At 67.2% G+C, this 23,843-nt stretch carries 18 protein-coding genes; 14 read left to right on the top strand and 4 right to left on the bottom strand.

Going from position 1 to position 23,843, the window contains the following annotated elements; all coding sequences use genetic code 11:
- Positions 1 to 44: 44 nt before the first annotated feature.
- The 7 genes from eccA (at position 45) to K3U94_RS13455 (ending at position 12,238) form a co-directional block, all read left to right on the top strand.
- On the top strand, positions 45 to 1,886 hold the full coding sequence (eccA, locus tag K3U94_RS13485; protein ID WP_220694043.1) for a type VII secretion AAA-ATPase EccA: 1,842 nt from the start codon (positions 45 to 47) through the stop codon (positions 1,884 to 1,886).
- On the top strand, positions 1,883 to 3,487 hold the full coding sequence (eccB, locus tag K3U94_RS13480; RefSeq protein WP_220694042.1) for a type VII secretion protein EccB: 1,605 nt from the start codon (positions 1,883 to 1,885) through the stop codon (positions 3,485 to 3,487). The genes eccA and eccB overlap by 4 nt, the downstream gene beginning before the upstream one ends.
- The gene (gene eccCa, locus K3U94_RS13475) at positions 3,484 to 7,443 is read left to right on the top strand and encodes a type VII secretion protein EccCa (protein ID WP_220694041.1); all 3,960 of its coding nucleotides are present in this window, start codon (positions 3,484 to 3,486) and stop codon (positions 7,441 to 7,443) included. Before eccB ends, eccCa begins: the two co-directional genes overlap by 4 nt.
- 40 nt (positions 7,444 to 7,483) lie before the next feature.
- Positions 7,484 to 8,875 (top strand): type VII secretion integral membrane protein EccD, encoded by a 1,392-nt coding sequence (gene eccD, locus K3U94_RS13470; protein ID WP_220694040.1) that lies wholly within the window; start codon positions 7,484 to 7,486, stop codon positions 8,873 to 8,875.
- Positions 8,872 to 10,281, top strand: coding sequence for a type VII secretion-associated serine protease mycosin (gene mycP, locus K3U94_RS13465; protein ID WP_220694039.1), 1,410 nt, complete (start codon positions 8,872 to 8,874; stop codon positions 10,279 to 10,281). The genes eccD and mycP overlap by 4 nt, the downstream gene beginning before the upstream one ends.
- The gene (gene eccE, locus K3U94_RS13460) at positions 10,278 to 11,276 is read left to right on the top strand and encodes a type VII secretion protein EccE (protein ID WP_220694038.1); all 999 of its coding nucleotides are present in this window, start codon (positions 10,278 to 10,280) and stop codon (positions 11,274 to 11,276) included. The genes mycP and eccE overlap by 4 nt, the downstream gene beginning before the upstream one ends.
- Positions 11,277 to 11,587: 311 nt before the next feature.
- On the top strand, positions 11,588 to 12,238 hold the full coding sequence (locus K3U94_RS13455) for an LpqN/LpqT family lipoprotein (protein ID WP_157864280.1): 651 nt from the start codon (positions 11,588 to 11,590) through the stop codon (positions 12,236 to 12,238).
- Here the strand turns inward: K3U94_RS13455 and K3U94_RS13450 are convergent.
- Entirely contained in the window at positions 12,235 to 14,460 is a 2,226-nt protein-coding gene (locus tag K3U94_RS13450; protein WP_220694037.1) for an arylsulfatase, read from the bottom strand. The two genes, K3U94_RS13455 and K3U94_RS13450, sit on opposite strands and share 4 nt — an antisense overlap.
- Positions 14,461 to 14,601: 141 nt before the next feature.
- Positions 14,602 to 15,588 carry a bile acid:sodium symporter family protein gene (locus K3U94_RS13445; RefSeq protein WP_230987614.1) on the bottom strand — a complete coding sequence of 329 codons (987 nt, stop codon included), beginning with the start codon at positions 15,586 to 15,588 and terminating at the stop codon, positions 14,602 to 14,604.
- Between the two features lie 675 nt (positions 15,589 to 16,263).
- Here K3U94_RS13445 and K3U94_RS13440 point away from each other — a divergent pair.
- The 6 genes from K3U94_RS13440 to ruvB all read left to right on the top strand — a co-directional run bounded on the left by K3U94_RS13440 (position 16,264) and on the right by ruvB (position 21,503).
- Entirely contained in the window at positions 16,264 to 17,019 is a 756-nt protein-coding gene (locus tag K3U94_RS13440) for a YebC/PmpR family DNA-binding transcriptional regulator (RefSeq protein WP_220694036.1), read from the top strand.
- A gap of 13 nt (positions 17,020 to 17,032) precedes the next feature.
- Positions 17,033 to 17,842, top strand: a complete 810-nt coding sequence (locus K3U94_RS13435; RefSeq protein ID WP_220694035.1) for a sulfotransferase family protein — start codon at positions 17,033 to 17,035, stop codon at positions 17,840 to 17,842.
- Between the two features lie 26 nt (positions 17,843 to 17,868).
- Positions 17,869 to 19,233, top strand: a complete 1,365-nt coding sequence (locus K3U94_RS13430) for a DUF2252 domain-containing protein (protein ID WP_220694034.1) — start codon at positions 17,869 to 17,871, stop codon at positions 19,231 to 19,233.
- Positions 19,234 to 19,309: 76 nt separating this feature from the next.
- Entirely contained in the window at positions 19,310 to 19,867 is a 558-nt protein-coding gene (gene ruvC / locus K3U94_RS13425; protein ID WP_047321314.1) for a crossover junction endodeoxyribonuclease RuvC, read from the top strand.
- Entirely contained in the window at positions 19,864 to 20,454 is a 591-nt protein-coding gene (gene ruvA, locus K3U94_RS13420; protein WP_047321315.1) for a Holliday junction branch migration protein RuvA, read from the top strand. Before ruvC ends, ruvA begins: the two co-directional genes overlap by 4 nt.
- Positions 20,451 to 21,503, top strand: a complete 1,053-nt coding sequence (gene ruvB / locus K3U94_RS13415) for a Holliday junction branch migration DNA helicase RuvB (protein ID WP_220694033.1) — start codon at positions 20,451 to 20,453, stop codon at positions 21,501 to 21,503. The genes ruvA and ruvB overlap by 4 nt, the downstream gene beginning before the upstream one ends.
- Before the next feature lie 6 nt (positions 21,504 to 21,509).
- Here the strand turns inward: ruvB and gabT are convergent, their stop codons facing one another.
- Positions 21,510 to 22,859 carry a 4-aminobutyrate--2-oxoglutarate transaminase gene (gene gabT, locus K3U94_RS13410; protein WP_109519712.1) on the bottom strand — a complete coding sequence of 450 codons (1,350 nt, stop codon included), beginning with the start codon at positions 22,857 to 22,859 and terminating at the stop codon, positions 21,510 to 21,512.
- 40 nt (positions 22,860 to 22,899) lie between these two features.
- Positions 22,900 to 23,220 (bottom strand): hypothetical protein, encoded by a 321-nt coding sequence (locus K3U94_RS13405; RefSeq protein ID WP_047321318.1) that lies wholly within the window; start codon positions 23,218 to 23,220, stop codon positions 22,900 to 22,902.
- A gap of 181 nt (positions 23,221 to 23,401) precedes the next feature.
- Between K3U94_RS13405 and yajC the strand changes: the two genes are divergently transcribed.
- Positions 23,402 to 23,710, top strand: a complete 309-nt coding sequence (gene yajC, locus K3U94_RS13400; RefSeq protein ID WP_047321319.1) for a preprotein translocase subunit YajC — start codon at positions 23,402 to 23,404, stop codon at positions 23,708 to 23,710.
- The last annotated feature ends 133 nt before the right edge of the window (positions 23,711 to 23,843 follow it).

Genomic DNA, 23,843 nt, shown 5'->3' with positions numbered 1-23,843 from the left:
AATCGTTTCGGGCCGTACAGCTTTGAGTGGGAAGTGATTCGAGGATGAGTAATCGAGACGTGGGTGTGCTGGAGGCACGCACCCTCACACCCAGGGTGGATGGCGACATCGTCAGCCGGTTCGCCACCTGCAGTCGGGCGCTGGGCATCGCGGTCCATGGTCGGAAACGGCCCGCCGACCTGGCCGCGGCCCGTACCGGCTTCGCCGCGCTGACCCGTATCGCACACGAACAATGCGATGCGTGGATCGGCCTGGCGGCCGCTGGTGACACGTCGCCACGAGTGATCGAGGAAGTCTGGCGAACCGTGCCGACGGTGGGTGCTCTGCAGCGGCAGCTCGACCTGAAGCCGGGCGCGCTCGGCTTCCATTACGACTCGGGACTTTACTTGCAGTTCCGTGCCACCGAACCCGATGACTTTCGGCTGGCATACGCCAGTGCGCTGGTTGCGGCCGGCCGATATGGCGAAGCGAATCGGATCGTCATCGAAATCGCCGAGCGCAGGCCTGGCTTCCGCGACGCGCGCTGGATCGCCACGGTGATCCACTATCGCGCCGAGCGGTGGTCGGATGTGGTGAAGCTGCTGACTCCGATCGTCAACGACCCCGAGCTGGACGAGTTGTTCGCCCACGCCGCCAAGATCGCCCTGGGAACTGCGCTGGCGCGGCTGGGCATGTATGCCCCGGCGTTGTCCTACCTGGAGGAGCCCGAGGGCCCCATCGCGGCGGCCGCCACCGACGGGGCGCTGGCCAAGGGGCTGATCCTGCGGGCTCAGGACGATGAGGAGACCGCGGCCGAGGTCTTGCAGGATCTCTATGCCGCCAACCCGGAGAACGAGCAGGTTCAACAGGCCTTGTTGGACCACAGCTTCGGGATCGTCACCACCACCGCGGATCGGATCGCCGCGCGCACCGACCCCTGGGACCGCGGCACCGAGCCGACCGAAGCCGACTTCATCGATCCCGGTGCGCATGAGCGTAAGGCCGAACTGCTGGCCGAGGCCGAACGTGAGCTCGGCGAATTCATCGGCCTCGACGAGGTCAAGGATCAGGTGCAGCGGCTGAAAAGCTCGGTGGCGATGGCTATCCGGCGTGAGCAGCACGGTCTGGCGGTAGCCCAGCGCGCCCACCATCTGGTGTTCGCCGGTCCGCCCGGGACCGGTAAGACCACCATTGCCCGCGTGGTGGCCAAGATCTACTGCGGCCTGGGGCTGCTGAAGAAGGAAAATGTGCGCGAGGTGCACCGTGCCGACCTGATCGGCCAGCACATCGGAGAGACCGAAGCCAAGACCAACGCGGTCATCGACAGTGCTCTTGATGGTGTGCTGTTCCTCGATGAGGCCTACGCGTTGGTGGCCACCGGCGCCAAGAACGATTTCGGACTGATCGCCATCGACACGCTGCTGGCACGGATGGAGAACGACCGTGACCGGCTGGTGGTGATCATCGCCGGTTACCGCGCCGACCTGGACCGGTTCTTGGACACCAACGAAGGTCTGCGGTCGCGCTTTACCCGCAGCATCGACTTCCCGTCCTACACAGCGGCCGAGTTGGTCGAGATCGCCACGGTGATGGCGGAGCACCGGGACAGTGTCTTCGAGCCGAGTGCGCGAGAAGACTTGCAGGCGCTGTTCGGTCAGCTGGCCGAGGCGTCGCATCCCGACGCCAACGGCATCGCCCGGCGCAGCCTGGACATCGCCGGCAACGGCCGGTTCGTGCGAAATCTCGTCGAACGCTCCGAGGAGGAGCGCGAATTCCGGCTTGACCATTCCGAACAAGCCGGCACCGAGGCATTCACCGATGAGGAGCTCATGACCATTACTGCCGAAGATGTTCGTAACTCGGTGGCGCCGTTGCTGCGTGGCCTGGGCCTGGAGGCCAAGGTATGAGCGCACAGCCGGACCGGTCCGATTTCGCAGAGGACGGGCGGCGCTCGTTCGCGTCGCGCACCCCGGTCAACGAGAACCCGGATCGGGTCGAGTACCGGCGCGGGTTTGTCACCAAGCATCAGGTCAGCGGTTGGCGGTTCGTGATGCGGCGCATCGCGGCGGGTCTTGCCCTGCACGACACCCGGATGTTGGTGGAACCGCTGCGATCCCAGTCCCGTGCGGTGCTGATGGGGGTGGTGCTGCTGGCCACCGGGCTGGCCGGCAGCTTTGCCCTGTCTCTGATTCGCCCGGGAGGATCAGCCGGCAACGACCCGGTGCTGGCTGACCGTTCCACCTCGGCGCTGTATGTGCGGGTCGGAGACCAGCTGCACCCGGTGCTGAACCTGACCTCCGCGCGGCTGGTTGCGGGCCGCGCGGTGAACCCCACAGCAGTGAGAGCTGCTGTGTTGGACAACTTCCCGCGGGGCAACCTCCTGGGCATTCCGGGTGCGCCGGAACGGTTGGTGCAAAGCGCCGACACCGACGCGAACTGGACGGTGTGCGACGCGGTGTCCGGCAGTGCCACGGGCGTGACGTTGATCGCCGGGCGATTGGACACCGACGGAAGTCGCGCTGACGCCTTAGGTGCGCAGCATGCGGTGCTGGTCGATAATGGTTCCGGCGCATGGCTGTTGTGGGACGGCAAGCGCAGCCGAGTCGACCTCGGCGACCGGGCCGTCACTGGCGCACTGGGCTTGGACACGGCTGCGTCGAAGCCGCGGCCGATCGCTCCCGGACTGTTCAACGTGATTCCGGAGGCGCCGGCATTGGTGGCGCCGGTGATCCCCGGTGCGGGGACCCCGCTGCCGTTCGCATTGCCGGTGCCGGTACCCGTCGGCTCGGTGGTCGTCGCGCATGAGATCGACGGCAGTTCCGACAGCGCGTTGCGCTATTACGCGGTGTTGGAGGATGGGTTGCAGCCGATTTCGGGTGTGGTTGCGGCGGTGTTGCGTAATACGGATTCGCAGGGTTTGGAGCGGCCGCCGGTGTTGGGTGCGGATGATGTTGCGCGGTTGCCGGTTTCGCGGCAGTTGGATGTGTCGCGTTTTCCTGAGCAGCCGGTGAAGGTGGTGGATGCGGTGTCGGCGCCGGTGACGTGTGCGCATTGGAGTAAGCCTGCGGGGGCGAGTACGAGTTCGTTGACGTTGTTGTCGGGTTCGACGTTGCCGTTGCGTGAGGGTGTGCGGACCTTGGATCTGGTGGGTGCTGGTGTGGGCGGGACCGCCGCCCGGGTCGCCTTGGCCCCGGGCAGTGGCTATGTCGCGCAAAGCGTGGGGCAAAGCCCAGCATCGTCGCCGGCTGGGTCGTTGTTTTGGATTTCGGATACCGGTGTGCGCTACGGAATCAGTAGCGAGAGTGGTGGTGACACGGTTTCCGCTCTGGGTTTGAGTGAGCCGGCTGTGCCGATTCCGTGGTCGGTGTTGTCGCAGTTTGCTGTGGGTCCTGCGTTGTCGCGGTCGGATGCGTTGTTGGCGCATGACGGGTTGGCGCCGGATGGGCGTCCGGGTCGTCGTGGCACCGCTGAGTTGGGTGGGGTTTCTAGTGTTGGAGAGTCGCGATGAGTCGTTTGATTTTTGAGGCCCGTCGTCGGTTGCCGGTGCCGCCTGTGGATCGGGGCACGATCACGGTTGAGCCGCCGCCGGAGTTGCCGCGGTTGGTTCCGGCGTCGTTTTTGCAGCGGGCGTTGCCGGTGGTGATTGTGATTTTGATTGTGGGCATGGTGATTGCCATGGTCGCTACGGGGATGCGGTTGGTGTCTCCGGTGATGTTGTTCTTCCCGTTTGCGTTGTTGGTGGCGGCGGCCGGGATTTATCGGGGTGGGGATAAGAAGGCCCGCACGGTGGAGGTGGATGCTGAGCGGGCGGATTATCTGCGGTATTTGTCGGTGGTCCGGGACAATATTCGGGGGTCGGCGGCTAAGCAGCGGGCGGCGGCGGAGTGGTCGCATCCCGATCCGGCGGATTTGGTGGCGGTGCCGGGTTCGCGGCGCCAATGGGAACGTGATCCGCATGATGAGGATTTTTGGTGGTGCGTACCGGCTAAGCATGCGGTGGGGTTGGCCAGTGCGGTGCGGGTGGCTGATACCGCTGATGAGATTGATTTGGAGCCGGTGTCGCACAGTGCGTTGCGCGGTCTGTTGGACACCCAGCGCACGGTGCGCGATGTGCCGGTGGGTGTGGATCTGACGAAGGTGTCGCGGGTCACGGTGCTCGGTGAGGGCGCCGATGCTGCCGCCGATGTCCGGGGTGCGGTGCGGGCGTGGGTCGCTCAGGCGGTGACGTGGCATGACCCGACGGTGTTGGGGGTGGCGTTGGCGTCGCCGGAGTTGGAGAGCCCGGCGTGGTCGTGGTGCAAGTGGTTGCCGCACGTCGATATTGCTGGTCAGGCCGATGGGGTGGGCCCGGCCCGGTATTTGGCGGGCAGCGCGGAGGAGCTGTCGGTGTTGTTGGCGCCGGTGTTGGCGGCCCGCCCGGCGTTTAGCGGTGAGGCCGGTGAGACGAGCCGGCATTTGTTGGTGATCATCGATGACCCGGATTTTGATGTGGCGGCTTCGGTGTTGGGGGCGGCGCGGGCCGGGGTGACGATTGTGCAGCGCGGCGTGGTGGCGCCGAGTCGGGAGCAGTATCCCGATCCTGAGCGCCCGATCCTGCGGATCAGCGCGGGTGGGGGTGCGATTGATCGCTGGCAGACCGGGGGTTGGCAGCGTTATGTCGATGCCGCGGACTCTTTGGGGGCGGCGGAGGCTGCGCATCTGGCGCGACGGTTGTCGCGGTGGGATTCCAACCCGACGCATGCCGGGTTGCGCTCGGCCGGCACCCGGGGGGCGACGTTCACCACGTTGTTGGGGATCAGCGATGCCTCGCAGTTGGATGTGCCGGCGTTGTGGGCGCCGCGGCCCCGCGAGGAGGAGTTGCGGGTGCCGATTGGGGTGACCGCGACCGGGGAGCCGTTGATTTTTGATCTCAAGGATGAGGCCGAGGGCGGGATGGGCCCGCACGGGTTGATGATCGGTATGACCGGCTCGGGTAAGTCGCAGACCTTGATGGCGATCCTGCTGTCGTTGTTGACGACGCATTCGGCGGATCGGTTGATCGTGATTTACGCCGACTTCAAGGGCGAGGCCGGCGCCGATATTTTCCGGCACTTCCCGCAGGTGGTGGCGGTCATCTCCAACATGGCCGAGAAGCGCTCGCTGGCGGATCGGTTCGCTGACACCCTGCGCGGGGAAGTCGCGCGGCGGGAGTTGTTGTTGCGTGAGGCGGGCCGGCGGGTGCAGGGCAGTGCGTTTAACTCGGTGACCGAGTATGAGGCGGCGATCGCCGCCGGGCATGATTTGGCGCCGATCCCGACACTGTTCATCGTCGCTGATGAGTTCACCCTGATGTTGGCTGATCACCCCGAGTACGCCGAGCTGTTCGACTATGTGGCGCGTAAGGGGCGGTCGTTCCGGATCCATATTCTGTTCGCGTCGCAGACGTTGGATGTGGGCAAGATCAAGGACATCGACAAGAACACCTCGTATCGGATCGGGTTGAAGGTCGCCAGCCCGAGTGTGTCGCGCCAGATCATCGGCGTCGAGGACGCCTATCACATCGAGTCGGGTAAAGAGCACAAGGGTGAGGGGTTTTTGGTGCCCGCTCCGGGGGCGGCGCCGATCAAGTTCCGCTCCACCTATGTTGACGGGATTTATGACCCGCCACGCCAATCGCGGGCGGTGGTGATGCATGCCCTGCCGGAGCCGAAGTTGTTCACCGCGGGGGCGGTGGATTCGGGGGCCGACAGCACGGTGGTGCAGGTCGAGGAGGAGACCCTGGGACCGCCACGCAAGCTGATCGCCACCATCGGGGATCAGTTGGCCAACTACGGGCCCCAGGCCCCGGCACTGTGGTTGCCGCCGCTGGACGAGCCGATCCCGCTGGCCGCCGCCCTGGCCCGGGCCGGGATCGGGGAGCGGCAACTGCGGTGGCCGTTGGGGGAGATCGACAAACCCTTCGACATGCGCCGCGATCCGCTGGTGTTCGACGCCCGCTCCGCGAGCGGGAACATGCTCATTCACGGTGGCCCCAAGTCGGGCAAGACCACGGCGTTGCAGACGTTCATCCTCTCGGCGGCCAACCTGCACTCACCGCGGGAGGTGAGCTTCTACTGCCTGGACTACGGCGGCGGGCAGCTGCGGGCCTTGGAGGACCTGGCCCATGTCGGCAGTGTCGCCTCGGGGCTGGAGCCGGAGAAGATCCGCCGCACCTTCGGGGAACTCGAACAACTGCTGACCGCGCGTCAGCAGCGCGAAGCGTTCCGTGATGGCAGCATCGGCTCGCTCAACGACGGCTACGGTGAAGTGTTCTTGGTCATCGACAACCTGTATGCGTTCAGCCGGGACAACACCGACCAATTCAATACCCGTAACCCGTTGCTGGCCAAGGTCACCGAACTGGTCAACGTCGGGCTGGCCTACGGCATCCACGTCATCGTGACCACCCCCAGCTGGCTGGAAGTCCCGCTGGCCATGCGGGACGGGCTCGGATTGCGCCTGGAGCTCAAACTGCACGACCCGCGCGACAGCAACGTCCGTGTTGCCGGGGCGCTCACGCGTCCGGCCGAAGCGGTGCCGGCCAACCAGCCCGGTCGTGGTCTGACGATGGCCGCCGAGCACTTCCTGATCGCCCAACCCGATCTAGGCCAGATCGCCGAGCTCAACGCCCGCCACCCCGGGCTGGCCGCACCGCCGGTGCGGTTGTTGCCCACCAACCTGGCCCCCGAAGAGGTCGGGGCGCTCTACCCGGCACCCGAACACATCGTGATCGGGGTGCGTGAAGAGGACCTGGCCCCGGTCGAGGTGGACTTCACCGCCAACCCACTGCTGCTGGTGCTCGGCGACGCCAAGTCCGGCAAAACCACCCTGCTGCGCCACCTCATCCGCACCGTGCGCGACAACAACACCGCCGATCAGGTGGCGTTCACCGTGATCGATCGCCGCCTGCACCTCGTCGACGAACCCCTCTACCCGGACAACGAGTACACCGCCAACGTCGACCGGGTCATCCCCGCCATGCTCGGCCTGTCGGCGTTGATCGGCTCCCGACGCCCCCCCGCGGGCCTGTCGGCGGCGGACCTGGCCGCCTGGCGCTACGACGGGCACACCCACTACCTGATCATCGACGACGTCGACGCCATCCCCGACACCCCCGCACTATCAGGGCCCTACGCCGGGCAACGGCCCTGGACCACCCTGATCGAGTTGCTCTCCCAAGCCGGCGATCTGGGCCTGCGGGTCATCGTCACCGCACGAGCCACCGGCTCAGCACACGCCCTGATGACCAACCCACTGCTCCGACGACTCAACGACCTACAAGCCACCACCCTCATGCTCTCCGGCAACCCCGCCGACAGCGGCAAAATCCGCGGCCAACGCTTCAGCCGCCTCCCCGCAGGACGAGCAATCCTGCTAGCCGACAACGACGAACCCACCTACCTCCAACTAGTCAACCCAACATTCAGCCAAACCTTGACGCGCTAGGAGAAGAACCCATGTCCCTTCTGAAGCTGAGGACCTCGTGATGGCCAACGCTGTGATACCGATCGTGCGGATAGCTGTCCTGGCCGAGAGCCGGCTGACGGAGATTGCTCTGCCCGCGGACCTACCGCTGCGCGAAATCCTGCCCACCGTCCAGCGTTTGGTGGTGCCAACCGCCTCCGATGAGGCCCAAGACAGTGCCGGCGACACCAACCGGCTCAGCCTCGCGCCGATCGGTGGCGCACCGTTCAGCTTGGACGCCAGCCTGGACACCGTCGGCGTGGTCGACGGAGATCTGCTGGCCCTGCAACCGGTGCCTTCCGGCCCGACGGCGCCCGGCATCGTCGAAGACATCGCGGATGCCGCGGTGATCTTCTCGGCCTCTCGGCGCACGCCGTGGGGACCGGGGCACATCCAGCGCGGGGCAGTGGCGGCCGTCGTTGGACTGGTCTTGGCGGCGACATCGTTGGCGGTTGTCTATCGGGTGGCGACCGGGGCGCCGGCAGGACTCTTCGCGGCCGGAGCGATCGCCGTGCTCACCGCCCTTACCGCCTTGGTCGCACGTCCACCGCATGACGGGGTGTTGTCGATCGCCGCACTGGCGCCGATTGCCGCTGCGCTGACTCTCGCGGTGCCGGGGCAATTCGGGCCGGCGCAGGTGACGCTGGGAGCCGCCGGGGTTGCCGCGTGGTCGCTGATCCGTATCGTCGGTTCGCACCGCCAACTCGGATTCTTCACCGCCACAACCGTGCTCGGTGCGGGGGTCGCACTGGCGGCCGCGGTCGAGACGGTGTGGCAGCTGCCGCTGAGCACGCTCGGCGGCGGTCTGATCGTCGCGGCGTTGCTGGTCACGGTCTCGGCGCCGCAACTGTCCGCGCTGTGGGCACGGTTCCCGCTGCCCGTGATCCCCGCGCCGGGTGATCCGACCCCGGCGGCGCCGTCGCTGCGGGTGCTGGAAGACCTGCCCCGGCGGGTACAGGCCGGTGACGCCTTCCAAACCGGATTCATCGCCGGTGCTGCGCTGCTGAGCGCTCTCGGCTCGGTTGCCATTGCCGCTCAACCCGAAACGGTTCCGGCAGGGGGGTGGTACGTGGTGGTGGCGGCCGCTGCGGCGGCCGCGCTGCGGGCACGGGTGTGGGATTCGTCGGCGAGCAAACTGTGGTTGCTGGCTCAGCCTTACCTGGTGACAGCGGGATTGTTCGTGCTCTACGCCGCAACGGGCCGCTACCCGGCTGCGCTGATCGCTGTGGCGGTGCTCGCCGTCCTGACGTCGGCATGGGTGTTGGCCTCGGCGTTTCCGGCCGTCGCCGACCCGCACAGCTATTCGTTGCCGGTGCGCCGACTGGTCGGCTTCCTCGCTTCGGGTCTGGACGCGTCACTGATACCGGTGATCGCCTACTTGGTCGGCATTTTCGCCTGGGTGCTCAATCGATGATCGGTTCCCGAATCGCTCAGGGCTGCAGGGCGATCCGGCTCGGCGGTCTGGCTGGGGTGCTCGCCGTGGCGCTGTGGTCGGCGCCGCCGGTCTTGGCGATCACCCCGCCGACCGTCGACGTCGACGCGGTACCGCCGAGCGGGACGCCGGGACCGGTGCAGGCCACCCAGCAGAACGGTGAGTGCAGTATCACCGGGCTCATCGGCGGGACTGATGTGAGTGATCCCTCTCCTGGGCAGCGGCAGCTTGATCTTCCTGCGGCATGGCAGTTCTCGCGCGGCGACGGCCAGACGGTGGCCGTCATCGACACCGGGGTGCGGCCCGGCCCACGGCTGCCGGCCGTCGATGCGGGTGGCGACTACATCGGTACCACCGACGGTCTCACCGACTGCGACGGGCACGGAACACTGATCGCCGGACTCATCGCCGGCCAGCCCGGCGACGACGGCTTCGCCGGTGTCGCCCCGGCGGCACGGCTGCTGTCCTTACGGGCGATATCGGCAAAGATCACGCCGACAGCCTCGCACGGTGATCCCGAGCTGACGCGCGCGTCCGCCGACGTCACGGCGCTGAGCCGCGCGATTGTGCACGCGGCCGATCTCGGTGCCGGGGTGATCGTCGTTTCGGCAGTGCACTGCCTGGCCGCCGACCGCGCCATCGACCAGTCCGAACTCGGTGCGGCGATCCGCTACGCGGCAGTCGACAAAGACGCTGTCGTGGTCGCCGCCGCCGGTGACAGCGGCGCCACCGGTTCCGTCGCGGGCGGAAGTGCCTGCCAATCCAACCCGCTGACGGATCTGAGCCGGCCGAACGACCCGCGCAACTGGGCTGGCGTCACTTCGGTGTCGATCCCGTCGTCCTGGCAGCCCTATGTCCTCTCGGTTGCCTCGGCCACGCCAAGCGGCCAGCCCTCGAAATTCACGATGTCCGGACCGTGGGTGGGACTTGCCGCGCCGGGCGAGAACATCGTGTCGGTGAGTAACCGCGACGACGGCGGTCTTGCCAACGGGCTGCCCGGTGCCCGGCAACAGTTGGTGCCGCTCAACGGCACCGGCTATGCGTCCGGTTACGTGGCCGGTATCGCGGCGCTGGTCCGCAGCCGGTACCCGGAACTGAGTGCAGCGCAGGTGATCCACCGGATCACTGCGACCGCGCACAACACCGCCCGGGCGCCGTCCAACCTCCTTGGTGCCGGATCCGTTGACCCCGTGGCCGCACTGACCTGGCAGCTGCCCGCCGGATCCGCCCCGGGCTCGGAGCCGGCGAAGCGGGCGGTTCTGCCGCCGGAGCCGGCACCGAAGAACTACACGCCGCAACTCGTCGCACTCGGCGGCGTGGCGGCGCTGGCATTGGCCGTCGGGGGCGCCGCAATCGTGGCGCGCCGGAGAAAGGAGAGCACCCTGTGAGCACCCACCGATCACCGCTGCCCGGTACGGGGCGAATCACCCTGGTGCTGTTGGCCACTGCGGCCGCAACCACGGCCTATCCCTGGCAGTCGGCGCGCGAGCGCTGGGTGCTGGGCATCGGAATCGCCGTCGCGGTCGCGTTGTTGGCGCAGTGGCGCGGTTTGCCGCTGCCCACGATTCTGCGACGCCGCGCATCGATCAACCGCCCCAAACAAGGGGAACGCCGAGCAGGCAGAACCGTCACCGACCCGCGGGTCACCGTGCTGCTGAGGGTCGCAGCGCCGCAGGAAGACACCGACTCGCTTCCGCTGCCGCTGATCGCTCGCTATCTGGACCGTTACGGCCTGCGGGCCGACGCGATCCGGGTCACCAGCCGAGACGTCGGTGATCATGCCGGTGCGCGCGAGCGGACCACGTGGATCGGCCTGACGTTCGCCGCTGTCGACAATCTCGCGGCGCTGCAGGCACGTTCCCCGGGCATTCCCCTGCACCAGACCGCTGTGGTGGTGGCACGGCGCCTCGCCGATCACCTCCGCGAATCCGGCTGGGCGGCCAACGTGGTCGAGCCCGACGACATCCCAGAGCTGGACACCGCAGGCTCCCGCGAGACCTGGCACAGCGTTGTCCAGGAGGACGGGGATCACCTAGCCGCATACCGGGCTGCGCCCCGCCAAGACGTGCCGGAGCTGCTCGCGAAGGTCTGGTCTTACCCGGCGCCTGAAACATGGACGGCCCTGGAGATCGCCGGCATCGGCGACGATCAGACACTGGCCTTCGCTGCCGCATTCCGCACCGGCGCCCAACCCGGCGGTGGTGGACCGCTGCCCGGGCTCAGCCCGCAACCGGGAAACCAGCGGGCATCGCTGGCGGCGCTGAATCCGTCGTCGGTCCATCGCCTGGACGGCCATGCCGTCGTGGCCCGCGACTGGCTGACTCGGCTCCGGTGGCCCAGCAGCACCGCGCGGCGGTCGCCGACTGATGCCGCTGTGGGCTGAACAGCAGCTGGCCTTGACCGCGGCTGGCCGTCGAATGCATTGGTGACTCTGCCGATTCAACCCGAATGCCGAGGCCGAATTGCCGCGAAGGTGCACTATTGGCTACGGCTGATTCCTCACCTGAGCGGGCCATCGAGCGATACCGCCGAGCGGCCACCGAGTCGGTCGGCCCTGGCCTGGCGGCAAACGGGGGTGGCTATTCTTTGCCGATGGACAGCCAAACAGCCGGCAGCCAAGGGCCATCCTCCGAGGAACCGCCAGAGCAGCCGGTAAGTGACGCTGCCACCCAGCCTGCACGACCGTGGCTCCCAGTGGCCATTGGTGCCGCCGCCCTCGTTATGGTCATTGCCCTGATCGCCGCTGCGCTGGTCGCCGCTGCGCTGATTGTGAGTCGCCGCGGCCATGAGCCCGAGTCACTTCATCCACCAAAGAGTGGCGTGTCTGACAGCTCGTTGTCGAGCAGATGCAGCCCCAGCACGGTGCCGCTCGCCAGCCTCGATCACCGCACTGCCGACGAGCCCAGGCTGGCGCTGCCCCAACCGCCCGGCTGGCACTTGGACCCCGCACAGAGACCGCCGGCAGTTCGGGCGGTGATGCAAGGTCCGGGAAGTGAGGCCAACCGCTACCAGCCGAACGCCGTTGTGACACTGGAGAACCTCACCGGGACAGCCGGAACTCCACAAGAAGCACTCGATTGGGAAATCGAGGGGTTATCCAAGATCGGCGTTCTTCTTGACCGCATCCCCAGCACTGTTTGCGGCTACCCCGCCGTGACGCTGACCTACGACATGGGGCTGGCCAATCACGAGGCTACCTGCCTGATCGTTGCGGGTCGGGACAGCGACGACAAGCTCTGGGCGGCCGTAGTCACCGTTCAGGCTTTCGGTCCAGATCATCCGGCCTACGTGAGTGAAAAGTACGCGATACTCACTGGCTTCCAGTTCGCCTTCGCCGGCGACTAATCGGACTGCAGGGCGACGCGCAGCGCGTCGATCTGGTCGAGTTCGGCTTGCCCAGCCTGCACGTGGACTGCATGCAGAGAGCCGTTCCAGGCGAACGGCGGCTGATAGTCATCGGCTACCGGCAGGCCGCGGTCGTAGCCGAGGGTGAGGTGTGTGCCCCCGTGCTGCCAGATGAACGGAAGCGCATGGTCGGTCGCCGCGGTCGCGACAACGGCGCCGTCCACGACGGCGTCGATCGCGGCGCCGCCGGACACCAGGCGCAGTACGCAACCGACGAGGTGGCGCCCCGGCGGCAGTGGCCGGTCCGATTGAAGCTTCACGGTTCCGCTGGGCAATGCGACGGCGACCTGGAGCCGGCCGTCGATGACGTAGCCGGCCAGGCCTCCGTTGCGATCGCCGATGGCGAACAACACCCCGCTCGGAATATCTTGCGGAACATCGACATCGGCCAGGATGTGTCCTCCGCCGGCCAGCATGGGCAGTGCCTCGTCGAGCACTGGACCGGCTTGCGGGTACAGCGTGGTCTTGAGGCCGATCGGATATGGCGGCTGTGCTGCGGCGGCCAGCCGCCCGATCAGCGAGTCAAGCAGCGGTAAAACGTTGTTCACCGCAGCTTCGTTCGACCACTGTTCCTTGAGCTGCTCGACGACGTCGGGATGGTGGTCTGCGAGATCGTGAGACTCCGAGAAGTCGTCGTCGAGGCGGAACAGCGACCACCGATCGGTGTCGAAGTCACGGCTTCCGGTGAGCAGCAAGTCTTCATCCATGACGCCGACCGGAACGTGGTCGGTGGTGGCTTTCCAGCCGTCGGCGAAGATCGCCCGCGAACCCATCATTTCGAAGTACTGCACCGAACGCGGGTTGGGTGCAGCGGGATCGGTGAACGACGGCAGCAGGCTGGCGCCCTGAACGGGCTGTTGTGCAATCCCGTCGACGGACTCCGGGACGGTCACCCCGCACGCCTCGAGCACGGTCGGAAGGACGTCGATCGCATGGGCGAACTGTCCACGGACGCCACCACCCTCACGAATCTTCTTGGGCCAGTGCGCGATGAACGGCACTCGGGTACCGCCGAGCCAGGTGTAGCGCTTCCACAGCCGAAAGGGCGTATTACCGGCCCACGCCCATCCCCATGCGTAGTGCGGGTAGGTCAGTGGTCCGCCCCAGTCATCGAGCTGCGCGAGGTTCTCGGCGAGGTCGTCGCGCACCCGATGGGTGAACCGATGCTCGTTGACGGTTCCGGATACGCCGCCCTCGGCGCTGGCGCCGTTGTCGGACATCAACAGGATCAGCGTGTTGTCAAGTACCCCAAGGCGTTCGAGGGCATCAACCACCCGGCCGATCTGCGCGTCGGTGTGGCTGAGGAAGCCGGCGTAAACCTCGTGCATTCGGGCATACAGCCGTCGTTCGTCCGCGCTGAGGTCATCCCAGGCAGGCACCCAAGGCGGTCGGGGGGTCAAGGCGGTCGTGGCCGGGATGACGCCGGACTCCACTTGACGAGCGAACAGTTGGTCTCGCCAGCGGTCCCACCCGACGTCGAACCTGCCGGCGTAGGCGTCGGCCCACGACCGCTCCACGTGGTGAGGTGAGTGCATGGCACCCGGGGTGAAGTAGAGGAAGAACGGCTTGCCCGGGGCGCTGGCCTGTTGGCTGAGCACCATCCGGATCGCTTCGTCGGCGAGGTCTTCGGTCAGGTGGTATCCCTCATCGGGCCGGGCGGGTGGCTCGACGAACGAATTGTCGCGAACCAGTTCCGGCGCCCATTGATTGGCGTCGCCCCGCAGAAAGCCGTAATAGCGTTCGAATCCCAATCCCAGCGGCCATTGGTCGTAAGGTCCCGCCCCGCCACGTTCACCGCGCGGCACCAGATGCCATTTGCCGGTGGCCAGAGTGCTCCAGCCCGCGTCGCGCAGGATGCGTGGCAGCGTTGCTGCCGAGCGGGGAATGTGCGCGGTGTAGCCCGGATGCGTGGTGGGCAGATCGGCGAGGAACCCCATTCCGACTGCGTGGTGGTTACGGCCGGTCAGCAGCGCCGCCCGAGTCGGCGAGCACAGGGCGGTCACATGAAACCGGTTGTATCGCAGGCCGCCGGCAGCCAGGCGGTCGATCGCCGGCGTCGCGATATCCGAACCGTAGCAGCCGAATTGAGCGAATCCGAGGTCGTCGAGCAGGATCACCACGACATTGGGTGCATCCTGTGGTGGGCGCTGGGCCTGACTCATCTCGGTGTCGCCTTTCACTTTGACCTGCCAGTAGTCAAGTGACTACTTTTGTCGAGAACATTATTGAGTGCTACCGCGGATCGCAAGGTGCAGTGGGAAATTCGCTGGACCAAACGCCGTTCGCGGCGCTGCCGGAGCGTTCTAGCCGGCTACCGCTTCGGACGCCGGCCGCGCATCGTCACCGGGCTTCGGCGACAGCGCCTGGCCCGTTGCGTCGACGGCGCCGGATTGGGGCACCTTACGGTAGGCGGGATCGAGGCCGCGCACCGTGGCGACAAGCAGCAGAGCGATAACCGGCGCTATGACGCCGTACAGCGCCGGCACCGTACCGATTTCTGCGCTGTCGAGGAGCTGCGGGCTCAGCGCTATCGCGGTGGCCACCATCGCGTTGTGCATCCCGATTTCGAGACTGATGGCGATAGCCTGCCGCGGGGCGAGTTTCATCCACCGCGGCACGAGATAACCAACAGTCAGGCTGACGGTGGCGAACGACACCACGGCGCCGGTGAGGGCGCCCAGGTTGGTCAGCAGTGTCGTTCGACCACCAGCGATCGCCGCCACAGAGACGGCTACCAGCAGCGTGGCGGCGGCGACGCGGACCGGCCGCTTCAAGCGACGGGCCAGGTCGGGGAAGCGTTCGCGAATCGCGACACCGACTGCGGTGGGGACGATCACCAGTCCGACCACTGCGACGAACTTGTCCAGCTGAAGGGGGATACTCCTGCCCTCCCCGGTGAACCAGGTGATTGAAAACGCCAGGATCGCCGGTAGGGAGGCGATCGAGATGACGGCGTTGATCGCGGTGAGCGTGAGATTGAGTGCAAGGTCGCCATTGACCAAGTGGCTGAAGACGTTGGCCAACAGGCCGCCGGGTACGGCGGATATCAGCATCAGCCCCACCGCGAGCTTCGGCGGGAGGTTGAATGCTTCGGCGATCAGCAGGCAGAACGACGGCAGCACAATCGCCTGGCAGATCAAGGCGACCGCGAGCGGGCGCCTCAGTGCGGCGGCCCGCCGGAAGTCGGCGACGGTGAGGGTCATTCCCAGGGCGAGCATGGCCGTCACGACGACCAATGGGAAAAACCGGTTATCCATGGGCGCTCCGCGATGTTCGTGCGCAGCCGCCATGACGGTCAAGCGGTCCTCGGCGTCGGCGCGATGATGCAGTGATTGCCCAGCTTGCCGCAACCGGCCGAACTCGGGACCGCAGAACGAGGCGCCGGAAGGGCTGGATGCAACGACGACGCGACGCGCTGAGCAAATGGATCCAGGGCTTTCCCCGCACCTTCGGGGCAGCTGCGGGACGCTTCGGTTTACTTGCGACGTCCCGATCGCCGACGGTCTGCGCGTCATCGCACCCCGCGTCCCATGATCGCCGCTGAGACTGCGCCTCACATCGCGGCCACCAGCTTCGGATGCAGTGTATTCCTCAGTGCGCCAAAGCAATACCAGCGCTTAGGCAGGTCAGGCGGGAGATGGCCACCGCACAGCGGCCCCGCACGGGCGCGCTGCGGTAACCGCATTGCGTTGGCTCGCCGGCTCGGAGCGGCGGCTCCAGAATGACGATGTCCGCGGCCCCGGCCTCTTCCGTCCCGATGGCCACGGCCGTCGGCTGGCTACACCCGGTTGGCATCGTGAACAGGCTGGAATCCTTTTGAGCGGAATCAGTAGCCGAACCGCCTAGTCGTGCCACCGAAGCCGGGCCGAGATCTGCGCTGCGACGTTGTGTGCAGTTGCTGCCGGACCGCGCGCGTAGACTCACCGGGCGAACTTTTGATCAGGAACAGTGAGGTGGGGCGGGTTATGAGTGGCCATTCCAAGTGGGCTACCACGAAGCATAAGAAGGCTGTGATTGATGCTCGTCGTGGGAAGAATTTTGCGCGGTTGATCAAGAATATTGAGGTTGCGGCGCGGGTTGGTGGTGGGGATCCGTCGGGGAATCCGACGTTGTATGACGCCATTCAGAAGGCGAAGAAGAGTTCGGTGCCCAATGACAATATTGAGCGGGCGCGGAAGCGTGGTGCGGGTGAGGAAGCCGGTGGGGCTGATTATCAGACCATCACCTATGAGGGTTACGGGCCTAATGGGGTGGCGGTGTTGATTGAGTGTTTGACCGATAACCGTAATCGTGCCGCCAGTGAGGTGCGGGTGGCGATGACGCGTAATGGCGGTCAGATGGCCGACCCGGGTTCGGTCGCCTATTTGTTCAGCCGTAAGGGCACGGTGACCCTGGACAAGAATGGGTTGACCGAGGATGACGTGTTGGCGGCGGTGTTGGATGCCGGTGCTGAGGATGTGAACGATTTGGGGGAGAGCTTCGAGGTGATCTCCGAGCCGGGGGATCTGGTGGCGGTGCGCAGTGCGCTGGTGGAGGCGGGGATCGACTATGACTCTGCCGAGGCGAGCTTTCAGCCGTCGGTCAGCGTCCCGGTCGATGTGGAGGGGGCCCGCAAGGTGTTCAAGTTGGTCGAGGCGCTTGAGGACAGTGACGACGTGCAGAACGTGTGGACCAACGTCGATTTGTCCGACGAAGTGCTCGCCGCTCTCGAAACCGAATAAGTAGGCCACACCGGTGCCCGCCATTCATTTCATCTCGGGGCTGCCGCGCTCGGGTTCGACCCTGCTGGCCGCGTTGCTGCGGCAGAATCCGAGGTTTGAGGCCGGGATGTCGGGCCCGCTGGCCGGGCTGTTCGGCGCACTGCTCGGCGAGATGAGCGCCCGCAACGAATTCTCGGTGTTCATCGACGACGCGAAGCGGGAGCGGATCCTGCACGGGCTGTTCGACAGCTTCTACGCCGATTGCGACGCCGAAGTGATCTTCGATACCAACAGGGGCTGGTGCGGCTGGATGACGGCGATCTCGCGACTGTTCCCAGACGCCAAGGTGATCGCCTGTGTGCGCGAGCTGCAGTGGGTCGTCGACAGCATCGAACGGCTGATCCAGCGCAATGTCTTCACACCGTCGTCGATCTTCGGTTTCAATCCCGGCGGCACCGTTTACACCCGCGCCAACGGCGTGGTGGCGCAGGACGGGCTGGTCGGGGCGCCCTACGACATGCTCAAGCAGGCCTGTTACGGGGCGCAGCGGGACCGGCTACTGCTGGTGCAGTACGAGACCCTGACGACCGACCCGCAACGCACGATGCGCGCCGTCTACGAGTTCATCGGCGAGCCGATGTTCGAGCACAACTTCCACGACATCGACTTCGACGTCACCGACTTCGACGAACGCGCCGGCACCCCGGGGCTGCACACCGTGCACAGCGAGGTCCAGGCCCGGCCGCGCGAGACGATCTTGCCGCCGGACCTGTTCAACCGCTTCCTCCGCGACGCGTTCTGGCGCGATCCGGCGGCCGTGCCCGCGGGTTTACGGGTGGTGTAGCCGAACGACGGTCCTACACTGACGCCGTGTCGGCGAAGGAGCGGCGGGAGTACGGCAGATCCCGGCGGACGGTGCTTCCACGATCCGCGCTCGGGGGATACGAGCCGTCCTCGCGACGCGCCGACCCGATAGCGCTGCTGGAGGCGCAATCCCGGTCCCGCGTGCCGGAGCTGGTGCCCATCCGGTACGCCCGCATGGCGGCGTCGCCGTATGCGTTCTTCCGGGGCTCGGCGGTGATCATGGCCGCCGATCTCGCCACCGGCCCGCACACCGGATTGCGTGCACAGCTGTGCGGGGACGCGCACCTGTCGAACTTCGGGTTGTTCGCCTCCCCGGAGCGGCAGCTGATGTTCGACCTCAACGATTTCGATGAGACGCTGCCCGGACCGTGGGAGTGGGACGTCAAACGGTTGGTGGCCAGTGCAGCCGTCCTTTGCCGCAGCAGGGGATTCGGCCCCGCCAAGCAGGAATCGGTCGTGACCGCGTGCGCCGGGGCCTACCGCAATCAGATGCGGGAACTGGCCCGCCTCGGCGAGCTCGATGTGTGGTACGCGCAATCGGTCATCGACTCCGTACTGCTCGGCACCGTCCAACCGGTCTACGCCAAGGAAATCCGGCGCACCGCGGTCGGTGCCCTTTCCCGCGGCCGACAGCAGGCCGTCGACAAACTCACCCGATCGCACGACGGCCGCCGGCGCCTGATCAGCGATCCGCCCCTGATCGTGCCGGCCGGTGACTTGGTGAGTGACGCCGTGGCGCGGCTCTACGACAAATACATGCGGAAGCTGTTCCGGGACTACGTATCCAGCCTTCCCGACGATCGGCGGGTGCTCGCGCGGCGGTACCGCTACATCGAGACGGGCCGCAAGGTTGTCGGCGTGGGCAGCGTCGGAACCCGCACCTGGATCGTGTTGCTCGAGGGCCGCGGCAGCGGAGACCCGCTGCTCATGCAGGTCAAGGAGGCCCGCCCCTCGGTGCTGGAACCCCACCTCAAGCGCAGCCGCTACCCGAACGCGGGAGAGCGGGTGGTGGCCGGGCAGCGGCTGATGCAGGCCACCAGCGACATCCTGCTGGGCTGGCTGCACGCCATCGGCCCCGACGGTCACCATGGCGACTACTACGTGCGTCAACTGTGGGACATGAAGGGGTCCGCCGACGTCGAGTCGATGAGGCCCAAGGTGCTGACCGCCTACGTGCAGGCGTGTGGGCAGGCACTTGCCCGGGCGCACAGCCGTTCTGGCGACCGGGTCGCGATCGCGGCCTATCTCGGCAAGGGCGATAACGCCGACCGGGCACTGACCCGGTTCGCCATGGCGTACGCCGAACAGAACGAACGCGATTACCAGGCGCTGCGGGCCGCCGCGGACAGCGGCCGCATCGCCGTGGCATGAGGCGTGTCGCAGCCCATTGGTGTCACCGGACCCCACTAGACTGTCGAACAGTTGTTCGGTGCTGGAGAGGAATCGGATGCGGGTGATGGGCGTCGACCCTGGGCTGACGCGGTGCGGGCTGTCAGTGGTCGAAGGCGGACAGGGCCGTCAGGTCACCGCTTTGGATGTCGACGTGGTGCGCACTCCGGCCGATCAGCCGCTGCCGCAGCGGCTGCTGACCATCAGTGACACCGCCGAGCACTGGCTTGACACCCACCGCCCCGACGTCATCGCGATCGAGCGGGTGTTCTCCCAGCAGAACGTCTCCACCGTGATGGGCACCGCGCAGGCCGGCGGGGTGATCGCGCTGCAGGCCGCCCGACGCGGCATCACCGTGCATTTCCACACCCCCAGCGAGGTCAAAGCCGCGGTGACCGGCAACGGTTCGGCCGACAAGGCGCAGGTGACGACGATGATCACCCGAATCCTGGGGCTGCAGCAAAAGCCGACTCCCGCCGACGCCGCGGATGCGCTGGCGCTGGCGATCTGTCACTGCTGGCGGGCCCCGATGATTGCCCGGATGGCTGCCGCCGAGGCACTGGCCGCCGAACAGCGGCGTAAGTACACCGCCAAGCTCAAGGCGGCCCGGGCATGATCGCGTCGGTACGCGGCGAGGTCATCGACATCGCCCTGGACCACGCCGTGGTCGAAGCGGCCGGCGTCGGTTACAAGCTGATGGCCACCCCGGCGACCCTGTCGACGCTGCGCCGCGGCAGCGAAATCCGGTTGATCACCGCGATGATCGTGCGTGAAGACTCGATGACCCTCTACGGATTCCCCGACGGGGAGGCCCGCGATCTGTTCCTCACGCTGATCGGGGTTTCGGGTATCGGGCCCAAGATCGCGTTGGCCACCCTGGCGGTCTACGACGCCGCTGCACTGCGCCGGGCGCTCGCCGAAGGGGACGTCCCCGCATTGACCCGGGTGCCCGGGATCGGCAAGCGCGGCGCCGAGCGGCTGGTGCTGGAACTGCGCGACAAGATCGGTGCGGTGGCGACGTCGGACGGCGCCGTGTTCAGCGGTCACGCGGTGCGCGCCCCGGTGATCGAAGCCCTGATCGGGCTTGGCTTTGCCGCCAAGCAGGCCGAAGAGACCACCGACAAGGTACTGGCCGACGCCCCCGACGCGACCACCTCCGAGGTGCTGCGGACCGCGCTGAGCCGGCTGGGGAAGACCAAGTGAGCGAACCGGCCGAACCGGACGAGCGCGAGGTGTCCCCGGCGCTGACGGTCGGGGAGGGCGACATCGACGCCGGCCTACGTCCGCGCAGTCTGGCCGAGTTCATCGGGCAGCCCCGGGTACGCGAGCAACTGCAACTGGTGATCGAGGGCGCCAAGAACCGCGGCGGCACACCCGATCACATCTTGCTGTCCGGCCCGCCGGGGCTGGGCAAGACGTCACTGGCGATGATCATCGCCAGTGAACTGGGCAGTTCGTTGCGGGTGACCTCCGGGCCGGCGCTGGAACGTGCCGGCGACCTTGCCGCGATGCTGTCGAACCTGGTCGAGCATGACGTGCTGTTCATCGACGAGATCCACCGCATCGCCCGGCCCGCCGAGGAAATGCTGTACCTGGCGATGGAGGACTTCCGCGTCGACGTCGTGGTCGGTAAGGGCCCCGGCGCCACCTCGATACCGCTGGAAGTGGCGCCGTTCACCCTGGTCGGCGCGACCACCCGATCCGGTGCACTGACCGGTCCGCTGCGCGACCGGTTCGGGTTCACCGCGCACATGGATTTCTACGAGCCGGCCGAACTGCAGCGGGTGCTGGCACGCTCAGCGAAGATCCTCGGGATCGAACTGGGGGCCGAAGCGGCGGCAGAGGTCGCGCGGCGCTCCCGCGGCACGCCGCGGATCGCCAACCGGCTGCTGCGCCGGGTGCGTGACTACGCCGAAGTGCGTGCCGACGGGGTGATCACCCGCGACGTGGCCAAGGCCGCCTTGGCGGTCTACGACGTCGACGAGCTGGGCCTGGACCGCCTCGACCGCGCGGTGCTCTCCGCGCTGACCCGAAGCTTCGGCGGCGGCCCGGTCGGGGTCTCCACGCTGGCGGTTGCGGTGGGCGAGGAGGCCGCCACCGTCGAAGAGGTCTGCGAGCCGTTCCTGGTGCGCGCCGGAATGGTGGCGCGCACTCCCCGGGGCCGCGTCGCGACGCCGGCGGCCTGGACGCACCTGGGCATGGTTCCCCCGGCGGGGGCCGGTGGGCTGGGGCAGCCGGGGTTGTTCGAGTAGGTGCGGCTAGAGCTTGCCCAGTTCGGCGGCCAGCACGTCCAAGCCCTCCGACAGCAGTGCGTCGCTGATGGTCAGCGGCGGTAGCAGACGCACCACATTGCCGAAGGTTCCGCAGGTCAACACGATCACACCCGCCCGATGACATGCTGCCGCCAGGGCGCTGGTCAGGGCCGGGTCGGGTTCGGTCGTGTCGGGTCGCACCAGCTCGACGGCGATCATGGCGCCGCGGCCGCGAACGTCACCGATGCGGTCGTCGTCGGCCTGTAACCGGCCCAGCCGCTCGAAGATCAGCCGCTCGATCTGCCGGGCCCGGCCCACCAGGTCGTCGGCCTCGACGGTGGCCAACGCCCCCAGCGCCGCAGCGCAGGCCACCGGGTTGCCACCGAATGTGCCGCCCAGGCCGCTGACGTGCGGGGCGTCCATAATGTCGGCGCGGCCGGTGACCGCTGCCAACGGCAGGCCCCCGCCGATGCCCTTGGCGGTGCAGATCAGGTCCGGCGCCATCCCGGCCGGGCCTTCGTGGTCACAGGCGAACATCGCCCCGGTGCGCGCGAAACCGGTCTGTACCTCGTCGGCGATGAACACCACGTCGTTGTCGCGGCACCACGCCAGCAGCGCGGGCAGAAAGCCCGGCGCCGGGACGATGAACCCGCCCTCGCCTTGGATCGGTTCGATGACCAGAGCCGCCAGATTGTGGGCGCCGATCTGGTTCTCCAGGATGCCGATGGCCCGGTCGGCGGCTCGTTCCCCGTCGCTGCCCAGCTCTTTGTCGATCAGGCTGTCACGGTAGGGGTAGGACGCCGGCGCACGGTAGATGTCGGGCGCGAACGGGCCGAATCCGCTCTTGTACGGCATCGACTTGGCGGTCAGGGCCATGGTCAGGTTGGTGCGGCCGTGGTAGCCGTGGTCGAACGCCGCCACCGCGGTCTTGCGGGTGTAGGACCGGGCGATCTTGACGGCGTTCTCCAGGGCTTCGGCACCGGAGTTGAGCAGCACCGAACGCTTCTCGAAGTCGCCCGGGGTGATCCGGTTCAGTGCTTCGGCGACGGCCACATATCCCTCGTAAGGCGTGACCATGAAACAGGTGTGGGTGAACTCGGCGACCTGCTGCTGCGCCGCCTCCACCACGCGGGGCGCGGCGTTACCGACCGTGGTCACCGCGATTCCCGAACCCAGGTCGATCAGCCGGTTGCCGTCGACGTCCTCCACGATGCCCCCGCCGGCCCGGGCCGCGTACACCGGCAGCGTGCTGCCCACCCCCCGTGCCACGGCCATCGCGCGGCGCCGCGCCAGCTGCACCGAGCCGGGGCCGGGGATCTCGGTGGCCAGGTGACGACTCTGCAGCAGCGGCGGCACTGACATGGGGCGGGGCCTCCTTAGCGGTCCTTGCCGCGGGTCAGATCTGGCCGAGCGGCCGGCAGGCGTTGCCGAATGGTTGCCAATATTCGCCGGGCGGGCAGGCCAGCGGTGTCGGTCCCTGGCCCAGCGGCATGCAGGTGTTGGTGCTCGGCTCCCAGTACTGGCCGCCGGGGCAGGCCAGTGGTGTCGGTCCCTGGCCCAGCGGCATGCAGGTGTTGGTGCTCGGCTCCCAGTACTGGCCGGCCGGACAGTTCAGCGGCTCCGCGGATCCGATGGCGGGCATGGCGATCGCTCCCACTGCCAGGGGAGCCGCTGCGAAGGCAACGGCGGTCGCCAGACCACACGCGAAGTTTTTCATCGGCCAACCTTCCCTCGAGAATCCTGACCCCCTGTCACCGACAGCCTAGGGGGTGGACGGCGGTACCGACGCGCGGTCGCCGGACACAGTGGCACACTGTTGTCATCACAGTGGCCCGCCACACCTCGGGTGGTCCGGTGCCGGAGACTCATTCGAACAAGTCGAAAGATCGGTTGTCGTCATGGAAAACATGGTTGCCTTCCTGCCGCTGCTCCTCGTCATGGGCGCGTTTATGTTCTTCGCCTCGCGGCGGCAGAAGCGCGCTATGCAGGCCACCATCGACCTGCACGAGTCGCTGCGGGTCGGCGACCGGGTGCACACCACGTCGGGACTGCAGGGCACCATCACCCGCATCACCGAGGACGACGTCGACCTGGAGATCGCAGACGGTGTGGTGACCACCTGGATGAAGCTGGCCGTTCGGGACAAGATCGAGCCGGAGGAGTTGACGGCCGAGGCCGCAGTCGAAGAGGCCGTAGAGGGCGCTTAAACAGCTCGCCGCCATCTGGCCAGCCGTCTGACACCCCCGACGCGCGGAACGCCCGCCCAACGATCGTCCCGGCCAGCCGGGCACGTACCCTTTTGCGGGTGCAGTGGTACTGATCGCTGCGGGCGGTCCGGGC

The organism is Mycolicibacter heraklionensis, assembly GCF_019645815.1.
GTDB lineage: Bacteria > Actinomycetota > Actinomycetes > Mycobacteriales > Mycobacteriaceae > Mycobacterium > Mycobacterium heraklionense.
The sequence above is the reverse complement of the archived record's forward strand: the minus strand, read 5'-3'. Positions and strand labels throughout refer to the sequence as shown.

Bases quoted from the DNA above. Each gene is read 5' to 3' on its own strand.
- eccA (WP_220694043.1), top strand. From the start codon at position 45: ATGAGTAATCGAGACGTGGGTGTGCTGGAGGCACGCACCCTCACACCC.
- mycP (WP_220694039.1), top strand. From the start codon at position 8,872: ATGATCGGTTCCCGAATCGCTCAGGGCTGCAGGGCGATCCGGCTCGGC.
- K3U94_RS13440 (WP_220694036.1), top strand. From the start codon at position 16,264: ATGAGTGGCCATTCCAAGTGGGCTACCACGAAGCATAAGAAGGCTGTG.
- eccB (WP_220694042.1), top strand. From the start codon at position 1,883: ATGAGCGCACAGCCGGACCGGTCCGATTTCGCAGAGGACGGGCGGCGC.
- eccCa (WP_220694041.1), top strand. From the start codon at position 3,484: ATGAGTCGTTTGATTTTTGAGGCCCGTCGTCGGTTGCCGGTGCCGCCT.
- K3U94_RS13445 (WP_230987614.1), bottom strand. From the start codon at position 15,588: ATGGCGGCTGCGCACGAACATCGCGGAGCGCCCATGGATAACCGGTTT.
- eccD (WP_220694040.1), top strand. From the start codon at position 7,484: ATGGCCAACGCTGTGATACCGATCGTGCGGATAGCTGTCCTGGCCGAG.
- K3U94_RS13450 (WP_220694037.1), bottom strand. From the start codon at position 14,460: ATGAGTCAGGCCCAGCGCCCACCACAGGATGCACCCAATGTCGTGGTG.
- ruvC (WP_047321314.1), top strand. From the start codon at position 19,310: ATGCGGGTGATGGGCGTCGACCCTGGGCTGACGCGGTGCGGGCTGTCA.
- yajC (WP_047321319.1), top strand. From the start codon at position 23,402: ATGGAAAACATGGTTGCCTTCCTGCCGCTGCTCCTCGTCATGGGCGCG.
- ruvA (WP_047321315.1), top strand. From the start codon at position 19,864: ATGATCGCGTCGGTACGCGGCGAGGTCATCGACATCGCCCTGGACCAC.
- K3U94_RS13405 (WP_047321318.1), bottom strand. From the start codon at position 23,220: ATGAAAAACTTCGCGTGTGGTCTGGCGACCGCCGTTGCCTTCGCAGCG.